A 12,448-nucleotide genomic window follows, 5' to 3' on the forward strand; every position below is an offset into this window, starting at 1 on the left:
GTCGGAATCCGGAAAGTGGGTCGGTCGAACGGTACGCACGGTATCTGGCGAACGCGGGGGCCGGTTGCGTCGGCCGCGTTGCGAATGTCGTCAGAATCCGTCGCACGTGTATTGAGCGCCACAAAGGTATCCCGCATGTGTCCGCGGCGCGGCGTTTTGCAATGTCGTGTATCGATGCGGACACGCGATACATCCGGATACGAAAGCGCCGATCATGACGCGACGCGAGTGCGCTTCGGCAGCTCGCATGCATCGGCCGGCGCGCATTGTTGCATTGACGACATCGTGCTGGAATAATCGGCGGGTTCGCGTGTTATCACGGGTACCTGGAAGAAGGGCGCGGCGGCCGGTGAGGTGCGACACCGCCCGAGCGAAATCGAGGGCGCCCCGCGGCCCGCGTCGCGACCGCGTGTTCGAACGAACGGATACAACCCGGCATCCCGCGGCACGTGGCACGGGTGCCGCATGCCGTGCTCCACGCCGCCGTGCCGGCGGCGTTCGAGTAGATGACGCCACCGTTTCCTTATTGCATTCGCATGATCGAACTTTCGACACGCCGCTTTATCGAATTGAGCCCCGGCCCGCCACGACTGCACCGTGCGATCGATGACCATGCGCCGCCGGTCCTGGTCGCGGGGCGCGGCGTCGCGGCGCCGTCCGCGGTCGCCGCGCTGCAACGCGAATATGTGTTGCGCTCGGCACTGCACGAACGCTGGTCCGCCGTGCCGCAAGCCATCGTGTCGCATGGTGGCGGCGCCGTGCTCATCCTGGCCGATCCGGGCGGGATGCCGCTCTCCGTTGCAGATGTCCCGCAGCCGCGGTTATCCGCGTTTCTGCGGCGTGCGATTTCGCTCGCGACTGCGCTGGGCGAGATGCATGCGGCCGGCATCGTGCATCGCGCGCTTGCGCCGCATCGCTTCCTCGTGGATGACGACGATCGCGCGTTTCTGACGGGCTTCGGCTATGCGATCGGCCCCGATGCGACCGACCCGTTGCGCGACACCGGTCTCGAGTGGGACGACACGGATTTCGTCTATACGGCGCCCGAACTCGGCACGCGCATGAATCTGCGTGTCGACGCGCGCGCCGATCTTTATTCGCTCGGATGCATTCTCTATCAGCAGTTGACCGGTGTGCCGCCGTTCGATGCCACCGATGCCGCCGGGCTCGTGCACGCGCACGCCACGCATTCGGCGCGCCCCCCTCACGAACTCGTTCCGCACGTACCTGAGCAGATTTCCCGGATCGTCGTGAAGCTGCTCGAAAAGGCGCCGGAGCAGCGTTACGGCACGGCCGCGGGGCTCGTCGCCGACCTGCAGCGATGCGAGCAGTGCCTTCGCCGCGACGGGCGCATTCCGATGTTCGTGCTCGATGTTCATGCGGCGCTGCAGCGTCTGCAGCAAGCTGATCACGTGGTGGGCCGCGACCAGGAGATCGATGCGTTGCGCGCGCAGTACCGTGCCGTCGCCGCCGGTGGAGAGATGCGCGTCGCATGGGTTTCCGGCCACTCGGGCATCGGCAAGTCGACGCTGCTGCTGGAGGCCGTCGCGCGAATCAGGCACGACGGGGCGCTGCTCGTGGCCACCAGCAAGGGCGAGGAAGGGCGCCGCGGCACGCCGTACGCGATGCTTGCCCAGGCGCTGGAGCCGCTGCTGCAGTTCGTGCTGGGTTGCGCGGACGACGAATTCGACATGTGGCGCGCGCGAATCGGAACGGCAGTGGCGCCCGTCGGGCGCACGCTCGCGAGATTTCTGCCGGCGCTCTCGGCGGTGCTTGGCCCGCAGGCGGGCCCGCCGGAGCAATCCGAACTGGCGCCTGGGCTGGAGCGCGAGCGCGTGCTGCACGCGATCGCCCGGCTGATCGCGTGTTTCGCGGCACCGGAGCGCCCGCTCGCGCTGCTGCTCGACGATCTGCAATGGGCCGATGCGGGCACGATACAGGTGCTGGAGCGGTTGGTGCAGCAACACCACGACACGGCGTTGCTGCTCGTTGGCGCATATCGCGGCAACGAGATCGATGCGAGTCACCCGTTGCGGGCTGGCCCGCTGGCCGACGTTCCCGATGCATTGACGGTGGAACTCGGGCCGCTGAACGAGCGGGCGACGACCGAACTGATCGCCCACGCGCTGCATCAGGATACCGATGCGCTTCGGCCGCTGTCCGACCTGATCGGGCGGAGGACCGGCCGCAATCCGTTCTTCGTGCATCATCTGCTGCGCCTGCTGGCCGACGAAGGCATGCTCGATTACGATGCGGGCGCCGGCCGGTGGCGCTGGAACATGGCGCGCATCGCCGCGCATCGCGGCGGCGATGACGTCGCGATGATGCTGGCACGGCAGTTCGAGCTGCTGCCGGACGCCGCACGATTCATGTTGCGCCTGCTGGCCTGCATCGGCCAGCGTGCGTCGACGCGCCTGCTGGCCACGGCGGCCGGCCTGAGCGAGCCCGATGCGATCGCGGGGCTGCAGGCGGCGCTCGATGCCGGCAGTCTCCAGCGCGACGGCGACGACTGGACGTTCTGGCACGATCGCATTCGCGAGGCCGCGTATGCGTCGATCCCGGAGGACGAGCGGGCACCGCTGCATCATGCAATCGCCTGCCGTTTGCTGGCGGCCGGCGATGCCTGCGCCGACGCGTTCGTGCTGGCCGCACAGGCGAACCTCGGCAGGACGGTGGCCGAGACGCCCGCGCAGCGCCGCGCGTTCGCGCGCGTGAATCTGGAGGCCGGGCAGCAAGCCCGGGCTGCCACCGCGCATCATTCCGCGCTCGGCTTTTTTCGAGCAGCCGTCGATTTCCTCGGCGAACGGGACGCCAGCGACGACGGGCTCGAGGCGCGCATGCTATGCGGCGAGGCCGAGTTCATGACCGGTGCGCTCGAAGCCGCCGAAGCGCGCCTGGCCGAACTGGAGCGGGTAGCCGGCGACGGCACGTTCGGCGCGGATCTCACGCGCCTGCGCGCGGCGTTGTACACGGCGCTGGGCCGCTTCGATCTGGCGCTCGGTGTCGGCCTTGCGTTCCTGAAGCGCGCCGGCATCGATATCCCGCCCCATCCGGACAGCGCGGACGTGCATCGCGAATACCTTCGCCTGCGCGGTTGGCTGGACCGCAACGGGATCGACGCGCTGCGTGAGCTGCCGATCATCGCCGATCCGCTGCAGCGCGCGATTGTCGACATCTTTGCAGACCTGATTCCGCCGGCGCTCTATTCCGATCAGGACCTGGTCGACATGATTCTGCTGCGTGCGGTGAATCTGGCGATCGAGCATGGCCATTCCGATGCATCGGCGGACGTCTACGTCTGCATGAACCAGATCTTCGGCGCACGTTACGGCGATTACGCCGCGTCGCTGGCATTTGGCGAGCTCGCGCTGCATCTGGTCGACGAGCGCGGGCTCGATCGGTATCGCGGCCGCGTATATATGGCGCACGGCACGATCGTGGTGCCGTGGGTGTTGCCTGCGCGCTCGGCCCGCGGGTATATCTCGCGGGCGTTCGAGATCACGGTCGAGTGCTGCGATCATACGTTCGCGCTCTATTGCAAGCGCAACGAGGCGACCGGCATGCTGTTCGCCGGCGAATTTCTCGGCGACGTACGCGATACGGTGGCGCACGGGCTCGTGATCGCGCGTGATGCGAATTTCCAGCTCGTGATCGATGGGCTGCTCGTGCAGCAGATGCTGCTGAGGCGGTTACAGGAGGGCGAGAGCGACGATCACGACGTGTTGCCGCCGCAGGAGGGCCGGCCGGCGAACCTGGTCGATCTCGCCTACTGGGTCTACAGGCTGCAGGCCGCACTGTTGTTCGGCGATCTTCCGGGCGCGCTCGACGCGCGTCGGCACGCTGAAGCTTGCGAGCATACGGCGCGTTCGTTTGCCGAGCGGGCCGATTTGCCGTTCTACGGTGCGCTCGCACTGCTTGCGCGGCCCGGCCGCGATGCGTCCGAGGAGGCTGCGCTGCAGCGCCATCTCGAGCAGCTCGACGTCTGGGCGGAGGCCTGCCCGGCGAACTTCGCCGCGCGACGCGAGCTGGTGCGCGCGGAGCACGCGCGCGTGAACGGGCAGCCGCTGGACGCGGCGGAAGCTTATGCGCGCGCCGTGATGCACGCGGGCAGGCATGGTTTCGCGCAGGTCGAGGCGTTGGCAGCCGAGTATGCGGCGCGATTCCATGCGGGTCGCGACAATATTGCCGCGCACGCTTATTTGCGCCATGCGCAAAGCGCATGGCAGCGTTGGGGGGCGCTCGCGAAGGTGCGCCAGTTGCAGGCCGCACATCCCGATGTATTCGATGCCGGAGCCGGCAATCCCGTCGGGAGCCGGATGCACGCACTGGACGTGAATGCGGTGCTGCGCGTGTCGAACGCGCTGGCGAGCGACATCGTGCCGGCGCGTCTCGTGGAAACGCTGTTGCGCACGACGCTCGAAAGCGCCGGGGCGGAGCATGGCGCGCTCGCGGTGCTGCGCGAGAGCGTCTGGCATGTACCGGCTCGTGCGGACGTGATCGACGGTACGATCGTCGTGACGCAGGAGGCCGTGTCGTTGACGGCGAGCGTGCTGCCTGTCTCCGTCGTGCAGGCGGTCGCCCGGACGCAGGAAGGGGTGGTGATCGACGATGCATCGGAGTCGCCGGTTCATGGTCAGGATGCTTACGTTCGCCGCCGGCGCCCGCGTTCGGTAATGTGCGTGCCGCTGATGCGTTATGCGACGCTCGTCGGCGTGCTGTATATGGAAAACAATCTGGCGGCGCGGATGTTTACCGCGGCCAAGGCGGCGCTGGTTGAGGTGATCGCGTCGCAGGCCGCTTTCGCGCTCGAGAATGCGCGGCTCTATGAGGAACTGGTCGAGCAGAACCGTCAGCGCGCGCATGCCGAGGAACAGTTGCGTGCCGCACTGGCCGGCCTCGAGCGCGCCAGCCGGCTGACCGCGATGGGCGAGCTCGTCGCGTCCATCGTCCATGAGATCGGACAGCCGCTTGCCGCCGTTGACACGTCGGCAAGCGCCGCGTTGCGTTGGCTGAACCGGGAACCGCCGGACGTCGGCGAAGCGCGGGCGATGCTCGAGCACATCAACCGGAGCGCCGCGCGGGCCAAGAGCATCATCCAGACGCTGCGCGCGAAGGCACGCAAGGCCGCGCCGCAGTTTGCGACGGTCGACCTCGCGGAGGCCGTTCGCGAGGCCGCGGCGCTCGTCGCGCGGCAGCTCGACACGCTGGACGTAGTGCTGGAGCTGCGCAGTCACGATGGCCCCGTCTACGTATACGGCGACCGGATCCAGCTCCAGCAGGTCGTGATCAACCTGTTGACGAACGGTGCCGAATCGATGGCCGAGCTCGAGACGGCGCGTTGTCTTTCGCTAGCCTGCGAAGTGCACGGCGTTGACAGTGTGCGCGTGAGCGTTGAGGATTCGGGCAGCGGCATTGCACCCGACATCGCGGACCGGCTGCTCGAACCGCTTTTCACGACCAAGGAGAACGGGATGGGCATGGGCCTCGCCATCTCGCATTCGATCGTGGACGCTCACGGCGGAACGTTGACGCTGTCGCCGCGCGAGGGTGCCGGTACGCGAGCAACCGTGATGCTGCCGCGTGTCGATCCATGACGTGTCGTCCGTCGGCGCGACGTGCAGCGGGCGGACAGGTTCTTCGAGTTGTGTATGAGCCGCTGCGCGGCCACTCCTGAAAATTCATCAGCGAATATCGATGCCGGAAACCAGAATGCCCCACGCGACACCTGATCGGAACAGCCGCGTCGTCTACGTCGTCGATGACGACGAATTCGTCCGTGTCGCGCTGATCAGCCTGCTGCGGTCGATCGACCTGGAGGTTCGCGCCTTTGCGTCGACGGAAGAGTTTCTCGCGGCAACGAAGGGCGCGGGACCGTCGTGCCTCGTACTGGACGTCAGGCTGCGCGGGCAGAGCGGAATCGCGTTTCAGACGTCGCTGGCGGAGAGCGGCGGTCCGCAGATGCCGATCATCTTCATCACGGCGCACGGCGATATCGCGATGACGGTGAAGGCGATGAAAGCCGGCGCGATGGATTTCCTGACGAAACCGTTCCGCGACCAGGACGTGATCGATGCGGTGATCGCGGCGCTCGAGCGCGATGCGAAACGGCTGCAGGACGATCACTCGCTGCTCGATCTGCGCGCGTGTTGGGAATCGCTCACCCCGCGCGAATGCGAGGTGCTGCAACACGTCGCGACGGGCCTGATGAACAAGCAGGTCGCGGGCAACATGGGCATCGCGGAGATCACGGCCAAGATTCATCGCAGCCAGGCGATGCGAAAAATGAAGTGCCGCTCGGTGGCTGAACTGGTGCGCAAGATGACTGCGCTCGGCATCAACGTGCCGTCGCGCTAGGGCCACGCGTTTCCCGGATCTTCGTCGAACGGCCCATGCACCGCGCCGGGCGTACCCATACGTAGGTATGATGGCGGCGCTGCGGCGTGACGGTATGCTGGCAACTTGGGTAACAGTGCTCGGGACGGGCCGTTCCGTCCCCTTCGCCATAAGCAGGGATGCCTTTTTCACTCTCAGCCTCCGATCTCGTATCCATTGTCGACGACGATCCCTTCGTACGCGCCGCCGCCGGAAGTTTCGTGCGTTCGCTGGGCGGGGACGCGCGCGAGTTCGCGTCGGGCCCGGCATTCCTGGCGTCGGACGTGGTGTCGCGCACGGGTTGCCTGATCTGCGACCTCCAGATGCCCGAGATGGATGGCCTCGAAGTGCTGGCCACGATGGAAGCACGCAGCCTGCACATTCCGACCGTGCTGGTCACGGCGTTCGTCAGCGCCCGCGCGTCCGAGCGAGCGCGGGCCAGCACCGCGCTTTGTCTCCTCGAGAAGCCGATCGACGCACAGGAGCTCGAAGGCTGGCTCGCCCGTGCGCTCGGATACGGCTGATTGCCGGTCTGCGCCGCAACGGTGACCTAAACCTTCGTAGGGGGTAGATGGCCGCTTGTTTGATGGTGCGCCCCCCCGCACGCATGTTTTCATCTTCCCTGTACCGTCCGCCGCGACGGCGACAGGAGAACGAAGATGGCCAACATTCCTACCTTATCGTCCGGAGCCTGGTTCGAGGCTCGGCTCCCGCGCTCCATACGCAACCTCGGCCGCGCATGCCGCGGGCATGCACGCGGTCTCGTCGCGTGTCCGGCCCGGCTGTTCGTCGTGGCTGGCGTGCTGTTCGTCGCGGCGGCGCTGTACGACGCTCGCGACCTGCTCGCGAATGCATTGCTTCCCGTCGTCGACGACGATCTTCTGATTGCGAGCGCGGCGGGCGCGATACTGGCGCTGGCGGCGGCTGTGCTGTGGCTGCGTGCGCTGCGACTGGAGGCGGCAATCCGGCAACTCGCCGCGGCAATCGAGGACCATGGGCTGGAGGAGTTGCCCCGTTCACTGGTCGAGCGTGGTACGCCGCCGATCGCGAGACTGGCGGCCGCGATCAACGACGCGCATCGCCAGCATGCGGATCGCGTGACGGAATTGCTGCATGTGCTCGCGGCCTATGCGCATGATCTGCGCACGCCGCTGACGCGCGTGATGCTGCGTAGCGGAATGCTGGAAGATCGCACGTTGCGCGATGCGATGGAGCGCGACCTTGCCGAGATGGGAGAACTGATCGACGCGAGCCTTGCCTGCGCACGGCTTCAGTGCAGCGTGGCGGAGCCGCCGCGCAGCGTCGACGTGGACGAGTTGCTCGGCTCGCTGGTCGACAACTATCGCGACGCGGGGCTTGCCGTCGTGCTGGACGGGCGGTTGGACTGTCCGCTCGTGACGTTTCCGCATGCACTGCGGCGCGTGCTCGTCAACCTGATCGACAACGCACTGCGCTACGGGCGTGATGTCCGCCTGTGCGTTCGCGTCGATGCCCGGCGCGTGATGCTTGCGGTGGTGGATTCGGGGCCGGGCATTGTGCCGGCGGAGATGGAAGCGGTATTCACGCCGTGGTATCGGGCGCCGCAGACATCGGCGCGTGTGCCGGGATCCGGGTTGGGGCTTGCGATCGCACGGCGGTTGACGCAAGCGATGCAGGGCGAACTGCAGCTGAACAATCGCAGCACCGGAGGGCTCGAAGCGCGCGTGACGTTGCCGCTCGCCGATACCTGAGCGCGTCGCACGCGCGTGAGGAAACGTGGGCTGTCGTTTGCGCCTATACGAACGTATGCGGCGCATCATCGGAACAGTTCATTTCTTCGATGACGGACTGTGCGGATCATATCGCGATGGCCCTGGGCGGCGAGCGTTTCGCGCCGCCGCCCGAATCGACAGGAATCTTGAAACAAGGGGAGGCATGATGGTCGATCCACGCACGATGTCGCCGCGCGTCGCCTCGTTCGTGCTGCTCGGCGCGCTGCTGACGGCATGCGGCTACGGCGCGACATTTCTGTTGTCGATGCATTTCCATCTGGCGGGCGGAAGCGACATCGACACGGGGGCCGCACTGGCCGAAGCGATGATCGGTGCGTTGATCGGCCTGCCGCTGGTCGCGTGGTGCTCGAACCGGATCGGCGCCGCACGGGCGACCGCGCTGGCGGCGTTGGTCGTCGGCGCAGGCGTCGTCGGCTTTGCGCTGATCGGGCGCACCGGCTCGCTGAGCGTCGTGCCCGGATTGCTGGTCGGCATCGGTTGGGGCGGGTTCTGCCTCGCGGCGCCGATGATGCTCGTGGAGCGCACGGCCGATATCGAACGTGAACGCTGGTTCCTGCGGTTCGGGTCGTTTCAGATGGCCGGCGTCGGCGGCGGTCCCGCAGTTGCGGCACTCGCGATTCGCAATTGGCACTGGACGACGGGCGCGGTGTTCTTCACGGTCGGCGGGCTGTGCGTGGCGGCTGCGGCGATGCTGGAATGTTTCGGACGCCTGTCGCCTGCTTCGCATGCCGTTGCGCGGCCGATGCGGGATCGCTGGGTACGCGAGATGGGCGCGATCGCACGCACGCGTGCGATCTATCCGATCGCGATCATCGCGCTCGGCTCGAGCGTCTTCTCGGGGTTGATGACGTTCCAGATGTCGATGGCGCAAGGCCCCGGCGTGACGGCCGGAACGTTTTTCGGTCTGTATTCCGCCACGGTGGTCGTCATCCGCTGGCTGCTCGGTGCGGTCGTGATTCAGATCCGCGTCAGCGCGACGACGCAGATCCTGCTCGGCTTCATGATCCTGAGCGTTGCCGTGACGTTCGCCGTGCCGCACAACGCGCTGTTTCATTCGGCCAGCGCCGTGCTGCTCGGCACCGGGTATGGCCTCGTCTATCCGATCGTTCAGGCGCAGGCCGTCAACAGTGCCGATGCGCGGCACCGGCACGCCGTGCTGACGTGGTTCGTGGCGTCGTATTTCGTCGGCGTATTCGGATTCCCCGCGCTCGGCAGCATGGTGCTGGTCAGCATGGGCAAGACGATGCTGTTGGTACTGATCGCGGCATGCGGCCTGGCGGCGCTGCTTCTCTCGATCGTCGAGCACCGCAAGCGGGTATTGCCGGTGGCGTGCTGAACGCACGCGCCGGGGTTCCCGAATCCGCCTGCCGATGCGACGCGCGCGATGGTCGGCATCGAGCGCGGACGAGGCGAGCAGCCTGACGGTCAGCTCACGGCTTCGTGGAGAATCGCGCGAACCTCTTCGAGAAGTCCGCGTATCGCGCCATGGCTCGTATGCGTGAGACGTAGCACGCCATCGATCGTGCATGCGCCGATGACCTGGTCGTCGGCGAAGCCCGAAGTCACGATGGGGCCCCACAGCGCTTTGAGCGACAGGCCGTCGTGCGCGGAAGCAACGGGCTGATTGCCCAGATTCGACACCATGACGTCGAAGGCAAGCACGGCCGAAAGAAACCCGGCCGCGTGCTCGACGCTCGGCCGCGCGGACATCGCGGCATCAAGTGCCTTCAGTTCCGCCGCCACGCTCGCGCGCGCTTGCGACGGGGCAAGATCCTGTTTGATCTTGCGGGCGGCGGTCCACACATCCGTACCGCGCGGGTGATCGTCGACCGTGATGGCCTGCGTGATGTATACGCCAGCGGCGATACGCGCGTCGTCGGAGAGATCGCGCAGGTCGATCGGCGTGACGGTTCTGAACGCGCGTTCGGTCCACGCGCTGGACAGACGCCGCCCGGCTTCGTGAACGGCCGCGACAATGGCGCCGTGCACGGTGGTTTGCTCGACGCGTGCCCGGACAACGAGCCGGCGGGTCACGTCCGCGGAAAGCGCAATGGCGTCGACATGCGGCGCTTGCGCGGCGTCCGGACGAAATGGCTTGGTCGCGGGCGCCGGCGAGGGGGCCGGCAAGACGGCGGCATGGTTCAGGTCGGTATCGAGCACGGTCTCCAGCGACGGCACCAACGGCAGCGGCGCCAGCCGCTCGCCCGACAGCATGCGCAACAGATCGTCGATCAGCAATGCACTGCCCATGCCGTCGACCACGGAATGATGTGCAGCCAGGATCAGCGTCGAGCTGCATTCGCCTTGCAGCAAGGTCGCGCGCAGCAGCGGCGCCGCGGACCAGTCGAAGCGCGTGGCGATTTCGCGGGCCGCTTCCGCCTGCCACGAAGCCGGGTCTTGCTCGAGCACGCGCAACGGCACCGCGGCGTCAGCCACGCGATAGAAGCCTGAATTCTGTTGCGCGTCGGTGGCGATGCGGGTCGATAGCAGCGGATGCCGGCGCTGGAGCGCCTGAAAAGCCGTGTGCCATGCGTCCGGCGAAAAGCGCCGGTCGATCTCCGCAACCATCGCGAAATGCGTCGGCCGATTCCGGTCGAGCAGCCAGAACAGGTGTTCCGTGCTCCCGAGCGCCCGCACGGGCCGCTGACTGCCCTCGATTTCCTGTGATTGATTTCGCACCGCCCGACTCCCGAAGTGATGGTCTGCCTCAACAGAACAATCGAGGCGGGTGCGCTATTCCGCCATGGCTGGACTGCTCGACATGCCGGACTATTTTTTTCTGTCGTCGGGGCTGTAGGTCACATAGAGCTTGGTATAGCCCGGTGTGTCGAAATGTCCCGTCCATCCCTGGGGAAGCGTGACGGCCTCGCCGGTCTTCACGAGCATCACCGAACCGTCCGACGACGTCAGCTTTACGCTGCCTGAAAGAAAGTACAGGAACTCGTTGTACGGCAGCCCGTGCGGCCCCTTGATTTCCTCGTGTGAAGGCCCGGATCGATACACGCCGGTCTGGTAAGCGTTGTCGGTCGACGTGAACGTCGCGACGTCCGCGCTCGTTTCGCCGCCTTGGTCTTTTTTCACGGCGTCGGCGCGATTGAATATCGCACCCGCAAGGTCGGACCTCGACGCCTTGATCGGCTTGATCGTTTCAGCGTGCGCATCGACCGAGGTCATGACGCTGAACAACAGCAGTGCTGCGAGGGCGTATCTGGACATCGGCTACTTCTCCTTTGGTTTTTTTCGTGGCAGCGACGTAAAGGGTGAACGCGCTGTCGTGGCGACATTTTGTCGGAAAAACCCGGCTTCGTTTGGCGATCGATCGAAAACGAGACCGCAGATTTGTTTCTCAATGTGTATGAAACCGGTCTGGATACGTGGCCATGCAAAAGCCATTTCCCGGGACACACGTCAGATACGTGATCTGGATTTAATGCATCTCACCGATCGAATCCGATCAGGGCGCTCGAACCGGCTTCGCGAGATCAGCGGCCGTCGAGCGCCCGGACAGATTCGCGGCAGCCGAATTTATCCAGGAGAACGACATGAAAGTAAAGACGATTGCTTTGGTTTTCGCGGCGTGCGCCGCCGTTGCAGCCACCACTTCCGCTTTTGCAAGCAGCCCCGTCGACACGAGCGTCAACGACCAGGCCGTCGGGCAAGCGAGCCAATGGGCGACGGTCGCCAAGTCGCCGAAGGGAAAAACGCGCGCCCAGGTTCGCGCGGAATTGGTGCAGGCCGAGAAAGACGGTCAGCTTGCGGCGCTCGACAAGCTCTATCGAGGCAGTTGATTGCCTGCTGCGGACGCGATGCCGATTTTCGGCATCGTCATTCATCCACCCCGTTCAACACGGTACCGATCATGCACCACGAAACGAAAATTCTGTACACCGGCGAGGTTCGTACCACCGGCGGCCGCGATGGCGCCGCGCACAGCACCGATGGTCGCCTGGATGTGAAGCTCTCCGCGCCGGGCTCGGCCGCGCCCGGCACGAATCCCGAGCAGTTGCTGGCCGCGGGCTGGTCGGCATGCTTCATCGGCGCGATGGGCCTGGCCGCGCAAAAGCTGAAGGTCTCGCTGCCGCGCGACACGCATGTCGATGCGCAGATCGATCTGGCGATGAACGACGGCGCGTACTTCCTGCAGGCACGGCTGAACGTCAGCGTGCCGGGCGTCGACGCCGACGTCGCACAGGCGCTGGTCGACGCGGCGCACCGGACGTGTCCGTATTCGAAGGCGACGCGCGGCAACATCGACGTGGTCGTCACGGTGGTCTGACACGCGTGCGGCGCTCGACGCGATCGAC

At 66.2% G+C, this 12,448-nt stretch carries 9 protein-coding genes; 7 read left to right on the forward strand and 2 right to left on the reverse strand.

Translation table 11 applies throughout. From position 1 onward, the window contains the following. The first annotated feature begins 536 nt into the window (after nt 1-536). The 5 genes from G3O06_RS02775 to G3O06_RS02795 all read left to right on the forward strand — a co-directional run bounded on the left by G3O06_RS02775 (nt 537) and on the right by G3O06_RS02795 (nt 9,480). On the forward strand, nt 537-5,594 hold the full coding sequence (locus G3O06_RS02775; protein ID WP_205814881.1) for a trifunctional serine/threonine-protein kinase/ATP-binding protein/sensor histidine kinase: 5,058 nt from the start codon (nt 537-539) through the stop codon (nt 5,592-5,594). A 100-nt stretch (nt 5,595-5,694) separates the two neighbouring features. Continuing rightward, entirely contained in the window at nt 5,695-6,354 is a 660-nt protein-coding gene (locus tag G3O06_RS02780) for a response regulator (RefSeq protein ID WP_174968601.1), read from the forward strand. Between the two features lie 158 nt (nt 6,355-6,512). Beyond that, nucleotides 6,513-6,896, forward strand: a complete 384-nt coding sequence (locus G3O06_RS02785) for a response regulator (protein ID WP_205814882.1) — start codon at nt 6,513-6,515, stop codon at nt 6,894-6,896. Between the two features lie 135 nt (nt 6,897-7,031). Further along, nucleotides 7,032-8,102, forward strand: coding sequence for a HAMP domain-containing sensor histidine kinase (locus tag G3O06_RS02790; protein ID WP_205814883.1), 1,071 nt, complete (start codon nt 7,032-7,034; stop codon nt 8,100-8,102). Nucleotides 8,103-8,286: 184 nt separating this feature from the next. Next, a complete protein-coding gene (locus G3O06_RS02795; protein WP_205814884.1) occupies nt 8,287-9,480 on the forward strand; it encodes an MFS transporter in 1,194 nt (397 codons plus the stop codon). An 89-nt stretch (nt 9,481-9,569) separates the two neighbouring features. On the opposite strand, the gene G3O06_RS02800 is transcribed toward G3O06_RS02795, so the two are convergent. Both G3O06_RS02800 and G3O06_RS02805 read right to left on the reverse strand, forming a co-directional pair. Beyond that, complete coding sequence (locus G3O06_RS02800; RefSeq protein WP_205814885.1) at nt 9,570-10,823, reverse strand: condensation domain-containing protein; 1,254 nt, start codon at nt 10,821-10,823, stop codon at nt 9,570-9,572. Between the two features lie 90 nt (nt 10,824-10,913). Beyond that, on the reverse strand, nt 10,914-11,360 hold the full coding sequence (locus G3O06_RS02805; protein WP_205814886.1) for a cupin domain-containing protein: 447 nt from the start codon (nt 11,358-11,360) through the stop codon (nt 10,914-10,916). 326 nt (nt 11,361-11,686) lie between these two features. Between G3O06_RS02805 and G3O06_RS02810 the strand changes: the two genes are divergently transcribed. Together G3O06_RS02810 and G3O06_RS02815 are read left to right on the forward strand one after the other, a co-directional pair. Continuing rightward, nucleotides 11,687-11,932: a DUF4148 domain-containing protein gene (locus G3O06_RS02810; protein ID WP_174997468.1), complete on the forward strand. Its 246-nt coding sequence runs from the start codon at nt 11,687-11,689 to the stop codon at nt 11,930-11,932. A 71-nt stretch (nt 11,933-12,003) separates the two neighbouring features. Further along, nucleotides 12,004-12,420, forward strand: a complete 417-nt coding sequence (locus G3O06_RS02815; RefSeq protein ID WP_174968594.1) for an organic hydroperoxide resistance protein — start codon at nt 12,004-12,006, stop codon at nt 12,418-12,420. Nucleotides 12,421-12,448 lie beyond the last annotated feature (28 nt).

The sequence above is a fragment of the Burkholderia sp. Ac-20345 genome, assembly GCF_017104825.1.
GTDB lineage: Bacteria > Pseudomonadota > Gammaproteobacteria > Burkholderiales > Burkholderiaceae > Burkholderia > Burkholderia lata_B.

What these genes read in the sequence shown, in the direction of transcription:
- G3O06_RS02775 (WP_205814881.1), top strand. Translation starts at nt 537, where the DNA reads ATGATCGAACTTTCGACACGCCGCTTTATCGAATTGAGCCCCGGCCCG.
- G3O06_RS02780 (WP_174968601.1), top strand. Translation starts at nt 5,695, where the DNA reads ATGCCGGAAACCAGAATGCCCCACGCGACACCTGATCGGAACAGCCGC.
- G3O06_RS02785 (WP_205814882.1), top strand. Translation starts at nt 6,513, where the DNA reads ATGCCTTTTTCACTCTCAGCCTCCGATCTCGTATCCATTGTCGACGAC.
- G3O06_RS02790 (WP_205814883.1), top strand. Translation starts at nt 7,032, where the DNA reads ATGGCCAACATTCCTACCTTATCGTCCGGAGCCTGGTTCGAGGCTCGG.
- G3O06_RS02795 (WP_205814884.1), top strand. Translation starts at nt 8,287, where the DNA reads ATGATGGTCGATCCACGCACGATGTCGCCGCGCGTCGCCTCGTTCGTG.
- G3O06_RS02805 (WP_205814886.1), bottom strand. Translation starts at nt 11,360, where the DNA reads ATGTCCAGATACGCCCTCGCAGCACTGCTGTTGTTCAGCGTCATGACC.
- G3O06_RS02810 (WP_174997468.1), top strand. Translation starts at nt 11,687, where the DNA reads ATGAAAGTAAAGACGATTGCTTTGGTTTTCGCGGCGTGCGCCGCCGTT.
- G3O06_RS02815 (WP_174968594.1), top strand. Translation starts at nt 12,004, where the DNA reads ATGCACCACGAAACGAAAATTCTGTACACCGGCGAGGTTCGTACCACC.